The sequence below is a fragment of the Roseibium aggregatum IAM 12614 genome, from assembly GCF_000168975.1.
In the GTDB taxonomy this organism is placed as follows: Bacteria; Pseudomonadota; Alphaproteobacteria; order Rhizobiales; family Stappiaceae; genus Roseibium; species Roseibium aggregatum.
In genome coordinates, this window is sequence record NZ_AAUW01000011.1 from 212388 (window position 1) to 233139 (window position 20752).

Genomic DNA, 20752 nt, shown 5'->3' on the forward strand with positions numbered 1-20752 from the left:
CGCCTCGGCTGGTTATCCGAGATCAGTCCCTCGCGTTTCGATCCGGTAGACCCAGGTCACCGCCGCTCCCAGCAGCGAGGTGACCACGAGGCCCGCAAGCAGAACATCCGTACCCAGGTCCTTCAGCAGCACCGGAAACAGGAACGCGGTCAGAACCGCACCGATCTTGGCAATGGAGGCCGCAAGGCCCGCGCCGGTGCCGCGATAGGCGGTGGGGAACACCTCGCCGGCAATCAGATAGGTCTGCGCGTTCGGTCCCATGTTGGTCATGAAATTGAACAGCATGAACCCGGCAAAGATCAGCGGGACATCCCAACCGGGACCGGCATGATTTCCCGAAGCGGCAATCGCCAGTCCGGCGGCACAGCCGATAAACCCGATCACCTGAAGACGGACACGGCCTATCCGATCGGTAAACAGCACCGCAAAGACGATGCCGACAATCAGCAGCACGTCGATGAGAGCCGCTCCCTTCGCCGCCAGCAGATCGTTGTAGACCAGATCGGACAGCGACTGCGCGTGCTCGCGCTTGCTGCCGATCGAACTGGCCAGAATGACCGGCGTGAAAATGCCGATGCCGTATGTCCCGAGGTCCTGAAGGAACCATGGCACGGAGGCAAAGAGCGTCGCCTTGCGCAATTTCCTGTCGGTGAGAAACCGCGTCCATTTGATCTTGTGCGCATCCGGCGTGCTTCTGGTTCCGGTCTTCAGCGAAATCTCGCTCGGGTATCTGGGATGCCGGTTGAGCAGTCGCAACAGAGCGTTCTCCGCCTCTGCCACACGCCCTCGAACAATCAACCAGTTGGAACTTTCCGGAACGAAGAAACGGCCGGCCAGGATAAGAACAGCAGGCGGAACGGCGGTCAGATACATCCAGCGCCAGGCTTCAGGGTCCGGGAACCAGGTCAGGGTCAGAAAAGCCAGTCCTGTGCCCGACAAGGCGCCGACGGCCTGGAAACTGAAGGCTCCGAGAACCATTCGCCCGCGGGCGCGCGCCGGAATATTCTCCGAAATCACCATATGTGCCGTCGGATAGTCGCAGCCGAGCGCCAGGCCGATACCGAACAGGGCAAACAGGGTAATCGACAGGTTCGGCGCAACCGAAAGCACCAGCAGAAAGGCGATGAAAAGCGCCAGCTCGACGATGAACATCGCCTTGCGGCCGAAGCGGTCCGCCAGCCCGCCAAGCGCCGTCGCCCCGATCAGGATGCCGAAGAGGATGGCCGAGCTGACAAGGCCATGTTCCAGCGCGGTCAGGCTGAACTCCCGTCCGATCAGCGGCAGGGCGATGCCTGTCATGAAGACCACCATGCCTTCGAAGAACTTGCCGGCGCAGGCCAGCCACCAGATGCGCCACTGCATGTCTGTCAGGACGGGGCTATCGAGATCCGTACCATCCCGCCACACCGGTGTTTCTTCGATATAGGCCTGCGGGCTGTCAGGACCTGCAACTGATGCGGTGGAGAAGGTCTGCCGGACGTCGCTCATGAAATCCCTCCGTTTGCCAATCAGGAAAGCAGGAGAAGAATAGACTGACGGTTATGAAATTCTGGTGATTGTCGTTACGTAAACTTTCACTCGAAGAAAACTACCGCCTCAACTCGGGTGACCTTTGTCTGTTCTGCAGCAACGAAGGTCTTCTTAATGCACGATCCGTCTCCTGGTCGCGATAAGCAGTATTGACAGTGTGAAACAACTTGCCGATGATCTGGTAGTTTTATTAAGACCGGTTCATTTATGGGTTTTCCTGCCGCTCGTCTCACCGACCTGCACACCTGCCCCATGTGCATGGGCGTTCCTGCACCAATCGTCTGGAAAGGCGCTTATACCGTGCTTACCGGCAAGCTGCCGCAGGCACGCGTAGGCGACATGTGCGTTTGCGTCGGCCCGCCGCCTCCGGCCGGTGGCGATCCCATCATCACGGGCGCCTGGAACGTTCTGGTCGAAGGCAGCCCTGCGGCGCGGATGACCGATCTGACAGCAAAGGCGGGCACGATCGTCACGGGTCTTCCAACAGTGCTGATCGGAACGCAAGGTGGCGGCGGCGGGGGCGGAGGCGCGGGCGGCACGGCGCCTCCAGCGAAAAGTCCGCACAAGTTCTCTGCCGGCGCGGAGACGGGTATCGAGAAGCCCTACAAGGAACGATACAACTCGAAAGGTATCAAGAAGCCGGAAACCGAGAAGCGGTCGCTCAAGGACCAGCTGAAGGAGAACGCCGAGGTCAGCGCCGAATACGAGTATGAGCTGATCAGCAAGGAAAAGACCTTCTGGGAATCGGGAGGCGGTCATTTCAAGACCGAGGCGAGCGCGGAGGCAAAGCTCGGCATCTCCGGCGATATCAACGGGGACTTTGCCGCCGGAGCTTATGCAAACGCGAAGGTTGCCGCCATCACCGGGAAGGCCGAAGGCAAGACGCTCAACGGGCTTGTTGGTGGCAAGGTGGAAGGCGAAGCCTTGTCCGCTTCAGCCGAAGGCGGTGTCGGCTTCCGAAAATCTGAAGATTTTGCGGGAGTGGAAGGCAAAATCGGGGGTGAACTCGTTCTGGTACAGGCCAGCGCCGAAGGCACCATTAACATCAGTCCCAAAACCCTGTACGACAACACCCTTGGCCCGTTTTTGAGCTGGGTGAGCGGAGATCCGGCAAAACGAACGCTCGACAGTGCCTATGATCACGGCCTTCGAATCGGAGGCCGAGGGGAAGCGGGCGTCGGGGCTGCAGCCGGAGCCAGCGCGCAGGCCGGAAAGATCGATGGCGCCTATGGCGTGACTGCGGAAGCCAAGGCAGGGGCCGGTCCGATGGCGGGCTTCAAGGTCTTTGTCGGAGTTTATTAGACAGGCGGTTTTGCACTCGAGACCGCCGGCAACAACACCCAAGGGTGATGATCGGAATGACCACTGAGGACTATGTCGCCGCCGAACTGACTGCAATCAGCCCGGCCCCGTTTGCATTCCAGCTTCTGCTTCCGGGAAGCTGGGAGGTGAAGCAGGTCAACGAGCAGCCCCTGACGGCGGACAAGCCCACCATCATCGCGGTCTTCGAGCCCCCCATGGCGACGAATATCTCCGTCCAGGTGATCGGCATTCTCCTCAACAACGAGATCTCCGCCGCGCATTGGCTCGAATACTACTGTTCCCTGTCGTCCTGGCACGTCGACACGCTGCAGCCGATCGATCCCCGGCGCGCACGCGCGAGCTGCTTCGTCCGGGCCGAAGGACATGAGCTGCGCGGCCTTGTCACCGTCACGGTGAACGGCGACACGCTGATCCTGATCCAGGCCTTTGTCCCCTCCAGCGAGTTCCCTGCCCTTTCCGACGTCGTCAACACGGCCGTCAGGTCGTTCCGCACCGAACAGGTGAAGCGGCCGAATGTGATCGAGGACTGGAGCAACTTTTCCCTGTTCCAGGACATCGGCTTCTTTTTCCCCGCGTCCTGGCATGTCAACCAGCCGCAATCCGGCCAGGCAGACCGCATGGCCATTGACTTTGCCCGCACCGGTTCCAACGGAGAGATACTCGGGTTTGCCAGACTGAAGGCCATCAACGCACAGCAGCCGGTGGACCTGGTTCAGGAGCTGGGCAAGACCAGACGGGAATTCGAAGGCTCCAACATCGTGTTCGATACCGGCGCGACCTCAAAAGCCGTGACGCTCGACCCGCCCTTTATCGAAGCCACCGAAGTGACCGTCGGGGCCCACACGAGCGAAAGCACCGATCCGCTGGAATTCACCGCCCTTGCGATGAAAACCCCGTCTCACGTGATCATCAGCTCTATCCTGGGACCGGATCGCAAGACGTCGTTCTACAATTGGGCGGTCAACATGCGGGCGCATGAAATCGCCAACGCGTCGCTGCAATTCAAGCATCAGTCTTAGGGTTATCCGGCAGACGGGTTTCAAAACCCCGTCAGGCCCCGTTCCAGCCACTGGCTTTGCGGGATCTCCTTGCCGATCTTGAACGAGAACCGTTCCACACGCGTCACCCCTTCGTCCGTTTCGCAGCGGAAGGCAACGTCGAACCAGCGTCCGAGACTGCGGAACGCGGCGATACGCGGCTGCAGCACGTTACCACCGCGCGGCCGGAAAGACGGCAACAGCTCAGGCGGCAAGGCACTGACGGAGGCAATCTGCTCTCTCAGCTCGGTCATGCACAACAGGTTCAGCCGCTGGCCCTCCGACATGCCGCGCATGGCTGTGCGCGCCTGCGGATCGTCCAGGATATCGCGGGAATAGAGTTCGCGCGCCGCAAGCATTCCGGCCGGGGGCCCTTCCGAGCCACCTGAAGCCTGGCCTCCACCGCCCTGGTTGCGCTCCGGAGAGGCTACCGGTTTCGGCGGCTTGGGAGCCGGCGTCTTGTTGGTTGCGATCGGCCCGACAATGCCGAAGTCTTCAGCGGGCTTCTCTCCGGTCTCACTCGTGTCCGTTTCCGCGCCTGTTCCGGCGGTCTCCGCGGGCACGGCATCCGGCTGTTCGGGTGTTTCGGCAACATCCGACGTCTCGTCGGCAGCGTCGCCGTCATCATCGGTGTCATCGGCAGTGTCTTCGGCGGCCGTATCCTGCGCGTCCTCAGGAGCCTCCTCCTGCGGCGCGTCGGTTTCAGCGGCGTCAGCCTGCTGGCCTTCGCCCTCGCCGTCCCCTTCGCCGGCGTCCGTTTCGCCCGCCTGGGCGTCCTCCGTCTGCGCGTCAGCTGCCGCCTGCTCCTCACCCTCGGTGGCCGTGCTCTCTGCAGACGCTGGCGGCGTTTCCTCTTCCCCTTGCAGGCCGGTGTCTTCTTCGCCGAATTCAGTCACTTCCTGCAAGACGGAAGGCTCCGGCGGTGCTTCGGGCGTCTCGGCAAGATCCTCGCTATCAGCTGGCGGCGGGGGCGGTGGAGGCGGCGGGGCTTCCTCCGCCTGTTCCTGTTGCGGCTGCTCGGGCTGTTCCGGGGTCTCCACCTCTTCCTGCTCAGGCTGCTCCGGTTCGGGCTGCGGCAGTTCCACAGGTGGAGTCTGTTCCTCCTGCGGCGGCGGAGGCAGCAATTCGACTTCAACCACATCCTGTAGGGGCTGGGTCGTATAACCCGACACCCCTTCGAGCAGCATCAGGGCCACCAGCGCATGCAGCACCGCCGAGACACCAAGGCCCCACAGGAACAGCCGCCGGTCGGCAGGTTCGATCCCGACCACGTTCCGGTCCATGTCGGCGGTGATGGCCAATAGAGCGCCCTTAAAGCAGAGTTGCCGGTTGGTTTCGGGTTGGAAGTTTCAAAAAAACCCGGCGTTTCCGCCGGGTTCTTCGATGTTTCTGGCTCTTCCCGGCAGCTTAGCTGTCCAGGAACGAACGCAGCTTGCGAGACCGGCTCGGGTGCTTCAGCTTGCGCAGCGCCTTTGCTTCGATCTGGCGGATACGTTCGCGGGTGACCGAGAACTGCTGACCGACTTCTTCCAGCGTGTGGTCGGTGTTCATGCCGATGCCGAAGCGCATGCGCAGCACGCGTTCCTCACGCGGGGTGAGCGAGGCAAGCACGCGGGTGGTCGTTTCGCGCAGGTTCGACTGGATGGCCGCATCGATGGGCAGAACCGCGTTCTTGTCCTCGATGAAATCGCCCAGGTGAGAATCTTCCTCGTCGCCGATCGGCGTTTCGAGAGAGATCGGTTCCTTGGCGATCTTCAGAACCTTGCGGACCTTCTCCAGCGGCATCTGCAGCTTTTCAGCCAGCTCTTCCGGGGTCGGCTCGCGTCCGATTTCATGCAGCATCTGACGCGATGTCCGGACGATCTTGTTGATCGTCTCGATCATGTGCACGGGAATACGGATGGTGCGGGCCTGGTCGGCGATCGAACGGGTGATCGCCTGCCGGATCCACCAGGTCGCATAGGTGGAGAACTTGTAGCCGCGCCGGTATTCGAACTTATCCACCGCCTTCATCAGGCCGATGTTGCCTTCCTGGATCAGATCCAGGAACTGCAGGCCGCGGTTGGTGTATTTCTTCGCAATGGAAATCACGAGACGCAGGTTCGCCTCGACCATTTCCTTCTTCGCGATGCGAGCTTCACGCTCGCCCTTCTGCACCATCGCAACGATGCGGCGGAACTCGGTGATTTCCAGGCCGGTTTCGGTGGCCAGCGTCTGGATGTCCTGACGCAGCTCGCGAACCGTTTCCTTTTCCTTGGCGATGAAGTTCTTCCAGCCGCGCGTGGAAAGGTTGGCCACCTTGCGCAGCCAGTTCGGGTCAAGCTCGGCGCCCTGATACTGCTTCAGGAAGTCGGTGCGGTCGACGTTGTAGCTGTCGGCCAGACGCAGCAGGCGGCCTTCATAACCCATCAGACGCTTGTTGATGTCGTAGAGCTGAGCAACCAGGGCGTCGATACGGTTCTGGTTGAGCGAAAGGCTCTTCACATCGACGATAATGTCTTCTTTCAGCTTCTTGTAGCGGCGCTCCTGGCTCGGCGACAGGGTCTTGTTGGCCAGCTTGTTTTCCACCAGCTGATCCTGCAGGCGGCGAAGCTTCTTGTAGTTGTCGGCGATGTTGTCGAAGGTTTCCAGAACGCCCGGCTTCAGCTCGGCTTCCATGGCGGACAGGGAAACGTTGGACTCGAACTCGTCGTCGTCGTCATCGCCGTCCCCTTCACCGTCTTCGCTCTCGGTGTCTTCCGACGCACCGCCGGAATTTTCCGAATTGCCTTCGCCCGGTGCCACGTCGTCGTTGGCAACGGCCGGACCGGCCTTGGCATCAGGTCCGGCATAGGTTGCTTCCAGATCGATGATGTCGCGCAGCAGAACCTGGGCTTCGTTCAATTCGTCGCGCCAGATGATGATGGCCTGGAAGGTCAGCGGGCTTTCGCAAAGACCCGCGATCATTGCCTCACGGCCGGCCTCGATGCGCTTTGCAATCGCGATTTCGCCTTCGCGCGACAGCAGTTCGACAGAGCCCATCTCGCGCAGGTACATGCGCACGGGATCGTCGGTGCGGTCGGCCGGCTCTTTCGTGGTGCTCTTGGCAAGTGCCGTCGTGCTGGCGGCCACCAGATCGCCGCCATCGACTTCTTCCGGGCCTTCTTCGGCTTCGTCGGAATCGATCACATTGATGCCCATGTCGGACAGCATGGACATGGTGTCCTCGATCTTTTCCGATGAAACCTGCTCCGAGGGCAGAACCTCGTTCAGTTCGTCATAGGTCACATAGCCGCGCTTCTTGGCGGCTTTGATCATCTTTTTGACAGCGGCATCCGACAGGTCCAGCAGAGGGCCGTCAGGGCCGTCTGTGCTCTGCTCCTGTGTGTCGTCTGCTTGTGTCGCTTTGGCTACCATATTGTGCTCCAGTTCGCGGCCGGTCCGGCTACGCCGCGCCCTTATGTTTGGCTTCAACCCAATTCAGCCTCAGCGCGCCAGCAATTGTTGCGGCGGCGTCTGAAAGAATCACTGTTGATAAGGTTGTAAGCCGTGTCCCTTAAGTCCCAATTAACCGTACACTTTTCGACATTGGCATATTTCAGCATCGACGCAGCACACGGCCTTTTCTGTCGGCATCCGGAAACGAATGCGTAAAAGGTGTTCATTCGGGTTGCAGCGATATTTAAGACTTTTGCCGCGAGCGGGCTTGGAAGCTCCGGCGCTTGAGGGCTGCAAACGTTCTATTTAGCTCGGCTCACGCGATTCGCAAGTGTGATTCGTCACCGGTCAATTGGAAAATGCCATTTTTGTGCCGTTGCGGACACGAAAGTGAGCGATTTCAGCCTCAACGCCGGCCAGCCCCATAGAAACGGACTGCCGCTCCGAAAGTTCCCTTCCCGTCAAGCTGGTGCGGTGTTGCCACCGCATCAAGCACCTGTCAACCGCTGCACCTCAATGCGCTGCCACTGCAACCGGGGGCGCCGTGCGGATCTTTTTGGCGCGTTCGGCAAGATCGGCTTCGTCCCGCGCGCATTCCTCCCGCCGCCGGCTGAGGTCCTGTGTCAGCGCCTGAATGCGCATCCAGGAATGTTCATCGAGTTGCTCGTCCGCCGTCGCCAGTTCCGACGACAATTCGTCTTCCAGTGCATTGAGTTCCAGAACGTCGAGAAAATGCAGATAGGCCGCTTCGATGAAATCTTCCGGCGGATTGGATTTCAGAAGCGGGAAGCGATGAGTCAGCGCGGAAAACTCTGCCCCGCGTTGCTGCTGCATACCGATGGTTTCCAGCATCATTTCACCCATGATGTCCCGAAGCGGTTCCTCGAAGGCGCTGGTCAGCTCGGCAATGGGCGTCGCTTCCAGATCGTCGACGATCCGGCACAGAATATCGCGCAGCTCTCTGTGCAGGTCATTGGCGAAAGGCAACCGGGAAAACCGTTCGAAATTCCGGTCAAGCAAATACGGAAAGCGCATGCTCAAACCAAGCACCAGACGCTCCGTTCCAAAATCATGGGTGGCCGAAACCCGCTCACGCGCCATGCCAAGCGGCACACCCGCTTCGGCTGCCCCGCCGGATCGGCCGCCCTTGCCCCCCTGCCGGGACTGGCGTGCCTGCTCGAAGAACAGGTTGGACAGCTTGAACTTCAAATCGAGCTGATACCGCCTGCGCACCCGCTCGTCGCGAATGGTGCCGATCAGATCGTCGAACCGCTTTTCCAGCGCCGCCTTGCGCTCGGGCGTGTCCAGCCGGGAAACGGAGATCTCCCGGTCCCAGACCACTTCAAACAGGGACTGCGCACGCTCCACCTCGTCATGAAAGCCGGTGACCCCGCGCTGCTTGATCAGGTCATCGGGGTCCATGCCGTCGGGCAGGAAGCAGAACTGGAAGGAATAGCCGCTCTTGAGCACCGGAAAGATCCGGTCGATGGCGCGGTGCGCCGCTGAAACCCCGGCCGCATCGCCGTCGAAGCAGATCACCGGTTCGGGAGCGAATTTCCAGAGCCGCACCACCTGGTCTTCGGTAAAGGCCGTTCCCAGAGAGGCGACCACGTGGTGGATACCCGCCTGCCAGAGGGCAATCGCATCGAGATAGCCTTCCACCACCACCGCCTCGCCGCTCTTGAAGGCAGGTTCACGAGCGCGGTGCGCATTGAAGAGCATGACGCCCTTGTGAAACAGCGGCGTTTCCGGCGAGTTCAGATATTTCGGTTGCCCGTCGGGGGAGAGCGTCCGGCCTCCAAAGGCGACCACACGGCCGCGGTCGTCGTGAATCGGGATCATCAACCGCCCGCGGAACCGGTCGTAGGACGGGCGTCCATCCTCCGGCTTGATGATCAGCCCAGCCTCGATCATGGCAGCCTCGGGGATCTCGCGTGCAGCAAGATATCCCTTCAGCGCGTCCCGGCTGTCGGGCGCGAACCCGAACCGGAACTCGCGCAGGGTTTCCTGTGCCAGGCCTCGTTTCTGAGTGTAGGCGCGGGCGGCATCACCGCGCGGGCCGGCGAATTCGGCCTGGAAAAACTGCGCCGCCATTTCGCAGATGTCGGCAAGCCCTGCCCGCTTCTTCTCACGCCGCGCCGCCTGAGGATCAGGCGCAGGCAGCCCGACACCGGCCTGCTCGGCAAGGCGCTCGACAGCCTCGGGAAAACTCAGTCCCTCGGTTTCGCACAGGAAGGTGAAATGGTCTCCGGACGCTCCGCAGCCGAAACACTTGTAGCGGTTGCGCCGGTCGTCGACGTGAAAGCTGGGGCTTTTTTCCTGATGGAACGGGCAGCAGGCCCAATAATCGCCCTTGCCCGGCTGCGTCTTGCGCCTGTCCCAGGTCACACGCCGCCCGACGACATCCGACAAGGTCAGACGGGCACGAATTTCATCGAGAAGGCGCGGTTCGAAACGCATGGAACAGTGTTCGGGTCCGGATCACAGAGAACGGCTTCCTGCCGCTGGCACACTCAGGCACCGACGGTCGGTCAGCCAAAATAGAATGTCTTCGAGGTTGTTTCCAGTGGTGCCGGACCACCTGCCCGGCTTCTGGAAACCTTGTGCATAAGCCTCACCGGCTGGGGTGGCGGCTCAGTCCTGTTTTCCGGTGCTGCTGCTGGCCTGCTCGCCGCCATCGGCCCGCAGCATGTCCTTCACCAGGCAGGACGCCTGCACGAAGTCCATTTTCCCCGGATAACGGCTCTTCAGTTCGTTCATGCAGCGGCCGATGTCACGCAGACCATGCGCGTCGATCTCCTTGACCGTCTCCTCGCAGATCTTCTGCATTTCCTCGTCGCTGAGCTGCACCGGCAGGAATTCACGGATGATTTCCTGCTCTTCCCGCTCCTGCTCGGCCAGATCGAGCTGCCCGCTGCTTTCGAACTCTTCCGCGGAGGTTTCCCGCTGACGGATCATTTTTTGAAGGATCTCAATCACTTCAGTTTCGTTGACGCCGTCCTTGCCGTTTTCACGAGCAGCGGCCTCACGGTCCTTCACGGCGGTCTGCACCAGACGCAAAGTGGCGCACCGGCGCTTGTCACCTTCGTCCTGCGCCGCTTTCAGGGCAGCATTGATTCTTTCGCGCATGATGTCGCGCATGGTTCACCCTACCCCTGCCGCGCTGAGGCCCGGCGCTCAGGGGCGCCATTCCATTTTCTCAGCCAAGCCATTGAATTTTAAAGATCTTTTTTCAGAGGATCAATATTGACGATCCAAGCCGCTTCCCATAGAGTCCCGCGCTTAATGCAGGCGGCCTTTTGCGGGCTTTTCGGCCCGCCGCAGACGCCCTTCCTGCAGCGCATGATGTCACCAACAAGATCTGGAAACAAGACATGACGACTGCAGACGCATGGTCTGAGACCCCGGCGACCGCCCTGCTTGTGCTCTCCGACGGCAGTGTAATCGAAGGTCAGGGCCTCGGTGCAACTGGCCAAGCCGTTGGTGAGATTTGCTTTAATACGGCAATGACGGGGTATCAGGAGATCCTGACCGACCCGTCCTACTCCGGTCAGATCATCACCTTCACATTTCCGCATATCGGCAATGTCGGCACCAACGATGAAGACATCGAGACCGTCAACATGGCCGCGGACAGCGGCATCCGTGGTGTCGTGCTGGCAGCCGCCATCACCGATCCGGCCAACTACCGGGCCGCAAAACACCTCGACGCCTGGCTGAAGAGCCGTAACCTGATCGGCATCAGCGGCATCGACACCCGCGCCCTGACTGCGCTGATCCGCGAAAACGGCGTGCCCAACGGCGTGATCGCGCATTCGCCGGACGGAAATTTCGATATAGACGCGCTGAAGACAGCTGCCAAAAACTGGCCCGGCCTCGTCGGCATGGACCTTGCCAAGGACGCCTCCACCTCCCAGTCGCACCAGTGGCACCAGACAACCTGGAAATGGGACGAAGGTTTCGGCGAGGCACAGGGCGGCAAGTTCAAGGTCGTTGCCATCGATTACGGCATCAAGCGCAACATCCTGCGTCTCCTGACCGATGCCGGCTGTGACGTGACCGTGCTTCCGGCGACCGCAACGGCTGAAGACGTTCTGGCGCATGCCCCGGACGGCGTGTTCCTGTCCAACGGCCCGGGAGATCCTGCCGCAACGGGTGACTATGCCGTCCCGATGATCCGGAAGATCGTTGATGCGGGCGTCCCCACGTTCGGGATCTGCCTCGGTCACCAGATGCTTGCGCTGGCGCTTGGCGGCAAGACCCTCAAGATGCATCAGGGACACCACGGCGCCAATCATCCGGTGTTCGACCACACCACCGGCAAAGTCGAGATCACCTCGATGAACCACGGTTTTGCGGTCGATGCGGACAGTCTGCCGGACAACGTTCAGCAGACACACGTTTCCCTGTTCGACGGTTCCAACTGCGGCCTGGCCATGAAGGACAAGCCGGTCTTTTCCGTCCAGTACCACCCGGAAGCATCGCCCGGCCCGCGCGACAGTCATTACCTGTTCAAACGGTTCACCGATCTGATGGAAAGCGCGAAGTCGGCAGCCTGAGTTTAGCTGGTTCCGGGAACCGGCGGCCACGGCCCCGCTTCCCGTCCCTCAGGCTGAACCCGCCGGCGGTCAATGTGCTCCGCAAACGATGGCTCTCTCAAACAAAAACCCCGGCGTGCAGAGCGCGCCGGGGTTTTTTGATGGCTCAATGCCGGTGGTCTTTATTTGACCAATTCGTCAAACGCCGAAAGGATCTCGCCGACTTCCGCAATCTGCTCGTCGAGCATCTGCTTCTGTTCGGCAAGAATGTCTTGCTGCGCCAGGCAGATTTCCTGAAGTTCCTTGAACTGGTCTTCGCGTTTGTCGTTGCCTTCCACCAGCTTGATCACGCGGCGGATCTCAGCAAGCGTCAGGCCGATCTTCTTGGCCTGAAGGATTACCCGCATCCGCGACACATCACGCGGACCGTAGAAACGGCGCGCACCCTTGCGAACCGGATTCAGGAGGCCCTTTTCTTCGTAAAAACGAAGAGTGCGGAGAGTGACGTCGAACCGTTCGGACATTTCCGAGATCGCAAGATTGCGATCGTCCAGCATCACTTCTTCTCCAGGCCCGGCGATATCCGGCACCACGACCATTTTGGTAGCTACATTGTTCATTCTTTTAAGCCCGATCTTGTCTTTCTTGTTCCAAGTCTGGCCGGGTCTTGCCGCACTCCCGACTCGCTGGTCCCACCACCAACTCATCAGGTCCCACTAGCACCGCAATTACAGCCCCTTCAGCCTTGAGCGCGATGCTCGCCGCTTCAGAGGCTCCCAACGCCAAACTCATAGGAGACTAAGCAATAGTTTAATACACCGGATCGACAGTTAAAATCTACGCCAAAATTAGGAATATTGACCTGTTTTTATGAAAGTTTCAGTTGTGCGAAAACCAAAACTAAAAAATAACCAGGAAGGACACACATCTATGAATGTTTATTCATGGAGAATTAGTCAAAACACGTACAAATATTAATTATCGATAATCTGACTATAACAACACAGCTTTTCTTGAATATAGGAATCCACTATAAATTTTCTTTACCTGACGGCAGCGACCAAGGAAAAAATACTTACCTACCTTAATCTTAACCCTGCTGTTTATTACGATTGGTGAAAATAACCTAGATACTATGTAGACAAAAAAGTTCTGGAATCGTCCTTTTCCAGACGAAAATCGGCAGGGTTTGCAGAACAATACCCGCAATGCGCGAATATCAATTCATGATCACGCCCGGCAGAAAAACAAGAGTTTTCATTGAGTTTACGATAAAAAAGCTGGCCATTGCACCAGTAGATAAGTGTATCAATTTTTTGTCCACACGGTCAATTATGCGAGAACATTCAACCGTTCAGAGCGATGCAAAAGAGCACATTGTGCACTTCCTGATTGACAAGCGATGAGCAAGGTTATTTCTGTCAGAACTACCGGACGGGCAAAACCACAGGTGACTGCCCGCAACCAAGGTATTCTGGAATAAGACGAAATGGCCGATTCAAAATCAAAAGACAACGCGACTGGCATGACCCCGCAGCAGTTCCGCCACTGGCGCCGGGCGCTCGGGCTCAAGCAGAAGGATGCAGCGGACCGTCTCGGCCTGAAGAAGCGCATGATCCAGTATTACGAGAAGGGGAATCGCGACGGACGGCCCGTCGAAATTCCGAAGTCCATCCGCCTTGCCTGCTATGCATTGTCAGAAGGGATCGCCGACTTCGACGGCCAGACAACGATCGCTTTGCCCGCAGAAACCGCCAAGCCGGAATAAAGTCGTGATTTTAGCCCGCAAAAGGTCGACTTTCACGACCTGGCGGGGTTCCCTCCTGCGCAGCTTTTCCCTATAAGACGCGCTCAGCCAACATAGTCATACCTTCATGTACGAGCCAGACCGAATAGCGGCCCCGCTATCCGGAAAGGCCGCTGCGAGCTGCGAGCCGAGATGCCAAAACGCACAGATATCTCTTCCATCCTGATTATTGGTGCCGGTCCGATTGTCATCGGTCAGGCCTGTGAATTCGACTATTCGGGCACCCAGGCCTGCAAGGCGCTGCGCGAGGAAGGGTATCGTATCATCCTGGTCAACTCGAACCCGGCGACGATCATGACCGACCCGGACCTGGCTGACGCGACCTACATCGAGCCGATCACGCCGGAGCTGGTGGCCAAGATTATCGAGAAGGAGCGCCCGGACGCGCTTCTGCCGACCATGGGTGGCCAGACGGCGCTGAACTGCGCGCTCGACCTGGAACAGATGGGCGTTCTGGAAAAATATGGCGTCGAAATGATCGGTGCCCGCGCCGATGTTATCGAAAAGGCCGAAGACCGCGAAAAGTTCCGGGCAGCGATGGACGTCATCGGTCTGGAAAACCCGCGCGCGGCCATTGCCTCCTCCCCGGCAATCCACGACGAAAACGGCCGGATCGTCGGCTACGACCGCAACGCCGGTTATCTGGAAGCCATGCGCGCCATTGACGAGATCGGCCTGCCGGCCATCATCCGGCCTGCCTTCACCCTAGGCGGCACCGGTGGCGGCGTTGCCTACAACAGGGAAGAATACGAGACCATCGTCCGCTCCGGCATTGATGCATCGCCGGTCGGTCAGGTTCTGATCGACGAGAGCCTGCTCGGCTGGAAGGAATATGAAATGGAAGTGGTCCGCGACAAGGCGGACAACTGCATCATCATCTGCTCCATCGAGAACGTCGATCCGATGGGCGTGCATACAGGCGATTCCATCACCGTCGCGCCGGCCCTTACGCTGACCGACAAGGAATACCAGATCATGCGCGACGCCTCAATCGCGGTTCTGCGCGAGATCGGCGTGGAAACCGGTGGATCGAACGTGCAGTTTGCGGTCAATCCGGACAATGGCCGCCTGGTCGTGATCGAAATGAACCCGCGCGTGTCGCGCTCCTCTGCCCTGGCTTCCAAGGCAACCGGTTTCCCCATTGCCAAGATCGCGGCCAAGCTGGCTGTCGGCTATACGCTGGACGAGCTGGAGAACGACATCACCGGCGGCGCCACCCCGGCATCCTTCGAGCCGACCATCGATTACGTCGTCACCAAGATCCCGCGTTTTGCCTTCGAAAAATTCCCGGGCTCCGAAGCGACGCTGACCACTGCCATGAAGTCTGTCGGTGAAGTGATGGCCATCGGCCGGACTTTCAACGAAAGCCTGCAGAAGGCCTTGCGCGGACTGGAAACAGGCCTGAACGGCCTCGACGAAACCGACATTCCCGGACTTGACCAGGGCGATGACCGCAACGCCCTGCGCGCCGCCGTTTCGACGCCGACGCCGACCCGGCTTCTCAACGTCGCCCAGGCCATGCGCCTTGGCATGAGCGTTGAAGAAATCTACCAGGCCAGCGGCATCAATACCTGGTTCCTGGAACAGATCGAAGCCATCCTGGAAATGGAAGCGAAGGTCCGCAAGCTCGGCCTGCCGAAGGATGCGGTGAACCTGCGCAAACTGAAAGCCATGGGCTTTTCCGACGCGCGCCTGGCAAGCCTTGCCGATCTCGATGCAACGGATGTCGCCAAGCTCCGCAAGGAGCTGGACGTACACCCGGTCTACAAGCGTATCGACACCTGCGCCGCCGAATTCGCCTCGCCGACCGCTTACATGTACTCCACGTACGAAGCTCCCTTCATGGGCAAGCCTGCCTGCGAGGCAAACCCGAGCGATCGCAAGAAGGTCGTAATCCTGGGCGGCGGTCCGAACCGGATCGGCCAGGGCATCGAGTTCGACTATTGCTGCTGTCACGCCGCCTTCGCTCTGGAAGACGCCGGCTACGAAACCATCATGGTCAACTGCAACCCGGAAACCGTCTCGACCGATTACGACACGTCCGACCGCCTCTATTTCGAGCCGCTGACCCCTGAGGACGTCCTGGAAATCATGCTCAAGGAGCAGGAGAACGGTACGCTCCACGGCGTCATCGTCCAGTTCGGCGGCCAGACCCCGCTGAAGCTGGCCCAGGCGCTGGTCAAGGCCGGCGTGCCGATTCTCGGCACCTCTCCCGACATGATAGATCTTGCAGAAGACCGCGACCGGTTCCAGAAGCTCCTGATCAAGCTCGACCTGAAGCAGCCGGAAAACGGCATTGCCTATTCCGTCGAACAGGGCCGCCTGATCGCCGGTCAGCTCGGACTGCCTCTGGTCGTGCGCCCGTCCTACGTTCTGGGTGGCCGCGCCATGCAGATCATCCGCGACGAGGAAGCGCTCAACTCCTACCTGCTCGGCACTCTGCCGGAGCTGGTCCCGGCCGAGGTGCGCGCCAAGTATCCGAACGACAAGACAGGTCAGATCAACACCGTTCTGGGCACGAACCCGCTGCTGTTCGACCGTTACCTCGACGGCGCCATCGAAGTGGATGTCGACGCGCTCTGCGACGGCAAGGACGTGTTCGTCTGCGGCATCATGGAGCACATCGAGGAAGCCGGCATCCATTCCGGCGACAGCGCCTGCTCTTTGCCGCCGTTCTCGCTTGGCGAAGACATGCTGGAAGAACTCAAGCGCCAGACCAAGGCGCTGGCTCTGGCACTGGAAGTCGGCGGCCTGATGAACGTGCAATACGCCATCAAGAACGGCGAGATCTTCGTTCTGGAAGTCAACCCGCGCGCCTCGCGCACCGTTCCCTTCGTCGCCAAGACAATCGGCGTACCGGTTGCGAAGATCGCCAGCCGGATCATGGCGGGCGAAAGCCTTGCATCCTTCGGGCTGTCGGAAAAGAAACTCGACCATATCGCGGTCAAGGAAGCCGTCTTCCCGTTCGCCCGCTTCCCCGGTGTCGACACGATCCTCGGCCCGGAAATGCGCTCGACAGGCGAAGTCATGGGCCTGGACACCGCTTTCGGCAAGGCCTTCGCCAAGTCCCAGATCGGCTCCGGCACGGGCGTTCCGGACAAGGGCACCGTGTTCGTTTCCATGCGCGACGAAGACAAGGCCGGCGTGATTGACGCCGTCCGCAGCCTGGAAGCCGGCGGCTTCACCATCATCGCCACCGGCGGAACCCAGAAGTTCCTGGAGGAAAAGGGGATTGCGGTGAAGAAGATCAACAAGGTTCTTGAAGGCCGGCCGCATATCGTTGATGCTATCAAGAACGGTGAGGTTCAGCTCGTCTTCAATACGACCGAAGGTGCGCAAGCTATCTCCGACAGCCGGTCGATGCGCCGGGCAGCTCTTCTGAACAAGGTGCCGTATTACACGACCCTTGCAGGATCAGTGGCTGCGGCCAAAGGCATTGCCGCCCATAAAGCTGGGAGCCTTGAAGTAAGACCTTTACAATCCTACTTCGGCTAAGGCTAATATACTCGTGACCGGCCGGGAAAGCGCGCCTTTCCCGGCTTGGTTTGTTTTTGTCAAAGCGCGGTCCTCGGAGATTAGGGGGACCCAATAAGCTGAAGGTCTGAGACCAATGGAAAAAGTTCCGATGACCTCCGCCGGGTACAAGATGCTTCAGGATGAGCTGAAGGAACGTACTTCGGTTGAGCGCCCGCGCATCGTCGATGCGATTGCAGAAGCACGTGCTCATGGCGACCTGTCGGAAAATGCGGAATACCATGCGGCGAAAGAAGCCCAGAGCCTGAACGAAGGCCGTATTTCGGAACTGGAAGACAAACTGTCCCGCGCCGAGATCATCGACGTGTCCAAGCTGTCCGGCGACATCGTCAAGTTCGGCGCAACTGTCACGCTGATCGACGAGGACACCGAAGAAGAAAAGAAATACATGATCGTTGGCGACGTCGAATCCGACGTGAAGCACAACAAGGTCTCCATTTCTTCTCCGATCGCGCGTGCTCTGATCGGCAAGTCCATCGGCGACAGCGTCGAAGTTGCCGCCCCCGGCGGTGCCCGGTCTTACGAGATCGTGGACGTCCGTTTCATCTGATCCCCAGCCTTTCCGGATTTGCCTCGGGCAAACGCCTTCCCGCCCCCGGGGTCCCGGGCATTCGAGCCTGACCGGTTGAATGTCGTGGATCCCCGGGGGCCAGGAAACGGTTGACTTCAGACACTTGCCGGCAACGTACGCGCGTCCTGTGACGGTCCTTAAGCCGCAGCAAAATCTGCGCTTTCCCTTTGACGTGCACACCAGAGCCGTTAATCTGACAACCAGAAAGTGTCGGAGGGTTTGCAATGGTCTTTAACGCGATTGCCGTATGGCTGCTGATCGCGTCGGTTCCGTTATGGATTTGCCGCTGGTTTCTGTTTTCCAGGCTCACCGCCCGCGAACGCCTGATGTTCAAGCGTCTTGTCGCACAGCGCCATGAAAGCGCTTTCATGTTCGCCGCACGTATGGCCGGCTATCTGATCGTGCTGGCGTTTTGCGTCTTTGTGGTCGTATTCGGGCTGCGCTATCTGAAAAACGGCAACCTGGGTATCACCACCTACAGCGACATAATTCGCAGCAGGTTCTATTCCGGCATCGATCCGCTCGACCATATGATCGACAGTTACCACTACGATCAGATGCTGCCTGTCGCGGTGCTGACGACCATCCTGTTCCTGACGGTCTCCTTCACTCTGGCGACCGCAGCTCTCAGGGATATTTCCCTGATACGGCGAATGCAGAAGAAGGTCAGGAAGGTGACATCGAGAGCCTGATCGGTTTGCCTGCCTGCCAGGTTGGCAGGCGCGGCATCAGGCGTGCTGCAGAATATTCACAAGCCGCCCGAATGGGTCGCGCACATAAAAGCGCCGCACACCCCAGTCTTCTTCCACAGGCCCGTATTCGATGACGAGGCCCTGTGCCCGCGCTCTTTTCAGCACCTCTTCAAGGTTGTCGACTTCGACCGAAAAATCGGGCACGGGCGTCCCGGCGCCGCCTTCAGCCGCAATGCTGACCTGAGCCATCGCACCGCGCTCCCCAGCGAAGGTGACGATCCAGCCATGATCCATCACCAGGTCCATGCCCAGCACGTCGCCATAGAAGCTTTTCGCCTTGCCGGTATCCGGTGATGCGATGTTGGCAACGACCCGTTTCACAGCCACGGTGTCTTGTCCCTTCGTGCAGTCGGTTCGGACTTCAATCGATTGGAACGACAGGCTCATCCTTTGTACGGCGGATCGTCAGAGCCGTGCGAACGCTGTCGACGTTGGGCGCTGCGGTCAATTCGCGAATGATGAAATTCTGGAAGGTCTGCAGATCCGGAGAAACGCATTTCAGCAGGAAGTCGACCTCACCCGACAGCATGTAGCTTTCGCGCACCAGCGTCCAGTTCTGAACCGTCTGTTCGAAGGCAATCAGATCCGCCTCGGTCTGGCTGTGCAGCCCGACCATCGCAAAGGCGGTAACGTCGTAGCCGAGTTGCTTTTCGTCGAGCAGGGTCCGGTAGCCCAGGATGAGCCCGGCTTCCTCCAGCGCGCGCACCCGGCGCAGGCAGGGAGGAGCGGAAATGCCGACCCGACGGGCCAATTCCACATTGGTCATCCGTCCGTCATCCTGCAATTCTTTCAGGATCTGCCAGTCAATGGCATCGAGCCGCGCTTTCAAACCTGTCTCCTTCGCGCTTCGCATGAGGCGTCATGCTGTGGGCATCCGGGCCTTTCGCAAGACTGTTGCCTTGCCCGATACCGGAATCCCAAGCTAACCTCTATTTGTGGTGCCGAGTTATGATTTTTTGCGCGTTTGTGCAAGACTATAACAAAATTGCGCACGATTTCGAAAGATTACGATAGGGGAACGTCTCCAAAATATGCCTTTATCGCTGGAGAAAACCCCTTCTTCCCTCTGGATCCTGACAGATGGAAAGGCAGGCGATGTCGCGCAGTGCCGTGGTGTCGCCGAAGCCCTTGGTGCCCCCTTCGAAGAGCGCCAGGTTGCGCCGCGCGCGCCTTTTTCCTGGTTCATGCCCTTCGGTCCGATCGATCTGCGGGAGCGGGAGACCTGCCCCGGCAGCCCGATCGCCCCGCCCTATCCGGATATCGTCATCGCCTCGGGCCGCCGGACGGTCGCCTATCTGCGCCGCGTCAAACGCCTGTCCGGCGGACGGACCTTCACCGTGTTCCTGAAAGACCCGCGCACCGGACCGGACGCTGCCGACCTGATCTGGGTTCCCGAACACGACAAGCTTCGCGGACGCAATGTTCTGGTGACACCAACCTCACCGCACAGGTTCTCTGCCGCAAAGCTGGCTGAGCTTCGCAGGCAGCAGGCTGCAGACATCGACAGTCTGCTCAGGCCGCGTGTCGCGGTGCTCGTTGGCGGTGATAGCCGGCACCACAGATTTTCCGAAGACGACCAGAGCCGTCTTTTGAACGGCCTTCGCGAACTTGCACACACCTCCAATGTGCATTTCATGATCACCGCCTCCCGCCGGACGCCCGCCGGGCTGGCCTATGGTCTGGCGGGTCTGGCGAAATCGGGAGACCATCTTTACTGGACCGGCGAAGAGCCGAACCCTTACGGCCTTTTTCTCTCCAAAGCCGACGCCATCATCGCAACCGCCGATTCCACGAACATGATCGGCGAGGCGACAGCCACCGGCAAACCGGTCCATGTGTTCGAACCGGGCGGCGGTCACGACAAGATCACCCGGTTTTTGGGGACTTTGCGACGCCTGGGTGTCATTCACCCCTTTCCAGGTCCGCTGAAAACCACTACCTACGAGCCGATAGATGCCACACCGGCGATCGTTCAACGCATCTTGAGCGATTTTTCGGCCTTCCGGCAAAACCAGAACAACGCCCAAATGGGCCAACCCGGCCATGTCAACGCCGGGACATGAAGACAGGATAAAGGTGCGCCCATGAGCACGGAACACAGCAAACTTCTGATCATCGGCTCCGGCCCGGCCGGCTACACGGCGGCGATATACGCTGCGCGCGCCATGATGGAACCAACGCTGGTGGCCGGTATTCAACCGGGCGGTCAGCTCACCATCACCACCGATGTGGAGAACTACCCC

17 protein-coding genes are annotated in these 20752 nt (G+C 59.6%); 9 read left to right on the forward strand and 8 right to left on the reverse strand.

Features of this window, described 5'->3' with window-relative positions; translation table 11 throughout:
• Positions 1–12: 12 nt before the first annotated feature.
• Positions 13–1488 carry an MFS transporter gene (locus tag SIAM614_RS16495; RefSeq protein ID WP_006936187.1) on the reverse strand — a complete coding sequence of 492 codons (1476 nt, stop codon included), beginning with the start codon at positions 1486–1488 and terminating at the stop codon, positions 13–15.
• A gap of 231 nt (positions 1489–1719) precedes the next feature.
• Here SIAM614_RS16495 and SIAM614_RS31230 point away from each other — a divergent pair, with 231 nt between their 5' ends.
• Positions 1720–2832 (forward strand): PAAR domain-containing protein, encoded by a 1113-nt coding sequence (locus tag SIAM614_RS31230; protein ID WP_407636309.1) that lies wholly within the window; start codon positions 1720–1722, stop codon positions 2830–2832.
• A 56-nt stretch (positions 2833–2888) separates the two neighbouring features.
• A complete protein-coding gene (locus SIAM614_RS16505) occupies positions 2889–3872 on the forward strand; it encodes a hypothetical protein (RefSeq protein ID WP_157139909.1) in 984 nt (327 codons plus the stop codon).
• Between the two features lie 20 nt (positions 3873–3892).
• Here SIAM614_RS16505 and SIAM614_RS16510 read toward each other — a convergent pair whose 3' ends face one another.
• The 4 genes from SIAM614_RS16510 to SIAM614_RS16525 all read right to left on the reverse strand — a co-directional run bounded on the left by SIAM614_RS16510 (position 3893) and on the right by SIAM614_RS16525 (position 10436).
• A complete protein-coding gene (locus SIAM614_RS16510; RefSeq protein ID WP_006936190.1) occupies positions 3893–5191 on the reverse strand; it encodes a DUF930 domain-containing protein in 1299 nt (432 codons plus the stop codon).
• Between the two features lie 106 nt (positions 5192–5297).
• A complete protein-coding gene (rpoD, locus tag SIAM614_RS16515; RefSeq protein WP_006936191.1) occupies positions 5298–7286 on the reverse strand; it encodes an RNA polymerase sigma factor RpoD in 1989 nt (662 codons plus the stop codon).
• Positions 7287–7820: 534 nt separating this feature from the next.
• The gene (gene dnaG / locus SIAM614_RS16520; protein ID WP_006936192.1) at positions 7821–9767 is read right to left on the reverse strand and encodes a DNA primase; all 1947 of its coding nucleotides are present in this window, start codon (positions 9765–9767) and stop codon (positions 7821–7823) included.
• 174 nt (positions 9768–9941) lie between these two features.
• The gene (locus SIAM614_RS16525; protein WP_050789415.1) at positions 9942–10436 is read right to left on the reverse strand and encodes a GatB/YqeY domain-containing protein; all 495 of its coding nucleotides are present in this window, start codon (positions 10434–10436) and stop codon (positions 9942–9944) included.
• 245 nt (positions 10437–10681) lie between these two features.
• Here SIAM614_RS16525 and carA point away from each other — a divergent pair, with 245 nt between their 5' ends.
• Positions 10682–11866 carry a glutamine-hydrolyzing carbamoyl-phosphate synthase small subunit gene (gene carA, locus SIAM614_RS16530; RefSeq protein WP_040440477.1) on the forward strand — a complete coding sequence of 395 codons (1185 nt, stop codon included), beginning with the start codon at positions 10682–10684 and terminating at the stop codon, positions 11864–11866.
• 161 nt (positions 11867–12027) lie between these two features.
• On the opposite strand, the gene SIAM614_RS16535 is transcribed toward carA, so the two are convergent.
• The gene (locus SIAM614_RS16535; protein WP_006936195.1) at positions 12028–12465 is read right to left on the reverse strand and encodes a MerR family transcriptional regulator; all 438 of its coding nucleotides are present in this window, start codon (positions 12463–12465) and stop codon (positions 12028–12030) included.
• Positions 12466–13334: 869 nt separating this feature from the next.
• Between SIAM614_RS16535 and SIAM614_RS16545 the strand changes: the two genes are divergently transcribed.
• The 4 genes from SIAM614_RS16545 to SIAM614_RS16560 all read left to right on the forward strand — a co-directional run bounded on the left by SIAM614_RS16545 (position 13335) and on the right by SIAM614_RS16560 (position 18449).
• A complete protein-coding gene (locus SIAM614_RS16545; protein ID WP_006936198.1) occupies positions 13335–13613 on the forward strand; it encodes a helix-turn-helix domain-containing protein in 279 nt (92 codons plus the stop codon).
• Between the two features lie 171 nt (positions 13614–13784).
• Positions 13785–17147, forward strand: a complete 3363-nt coding sequence (carB, locus tag SIAM614_RS16550; protein ID WP_006936199.1) for a carbamoyl-phosphate synthase large subunit — start codon at positions 13785–13787, stop codon at positions 17145–17147.
• A gap of 115 nt (positions 17148–17262) precedes the next feature.
• Complete coding sequence (gene greA / locus SIAM614_RS16555; protein WP_006936200.1) at positions 17263–17736, forward strand: transcription elongation factor GreA; 474 nt, start codon at positions 17263–17265, stop codon at positions 17734–17736.
• A gap of 245 nt (positions 17737–17981) precedes the next feature.
• Positions 17982–18449 (forward strand): hypothetical protein, encoded by a 468-nt coding sequence (locus SIAM614_RS16560; protein WP_006936201.1) that lies wholly within the window; start codon positions 17982–17984, stop codon positions 18447–18449.
• Between the two features lie 36 nt (positions 18450–18485).
• On the opposite strand, the gene SIAM614_RS16565 is transcribed toward SIAM614_RS16560, so the two are convergent.
• Together SIAM614_RS16565 and SIAM614_RS16570 are read right to left on the reverse strand one after the other, a co-directional pair.
• Complete coding sequence (locus tag SIAM614_RS16565; RefSeq protein WP_006936202.1) at positions 18486–18836, reverse strand: VOC family protein; 351 nt, start codon at positions 18834–18836, stop codon at positions 18486–18488.
• Between the two features lie 34 nt (positions 18837–18870).
• Entirely contained in the window at positions 18871–19338 is a 468-nt protein-coding gene (locus SIAM614_RS16570; protein WP_040440478.1) for an Lrp/AsnC family transcriptional regulator, read from the reverse strand.
• Positions 19339–19540: 202 nt separating this feature from the next.
• Here SIAM614_RS16570 and SIAM614_RS16575 point away from each other — a divergent pair, with 202 nt between their 5' ends.
• Positions 19541–20572: a mitochondrial fission ELM1 family protein gene (locus SIAM614_RS16575; protein ID WP_006936204.1), complete on the forward strand. Its 1032-nt coding sequence runs from the start codon at positions 19541–19543 to the stop codon at positions 20570–20572.
• Between the two features lie 21 nt (positions 20573–20593).
• Positions 20594–20752 (forward strand): NAD(P)/FAD-dependent oxidoreductase (locus tag SIAM614_RS32045; protein ID WP_006936206.1); only part of this gene is annotated, 159 nt, incomplete at its 3' end.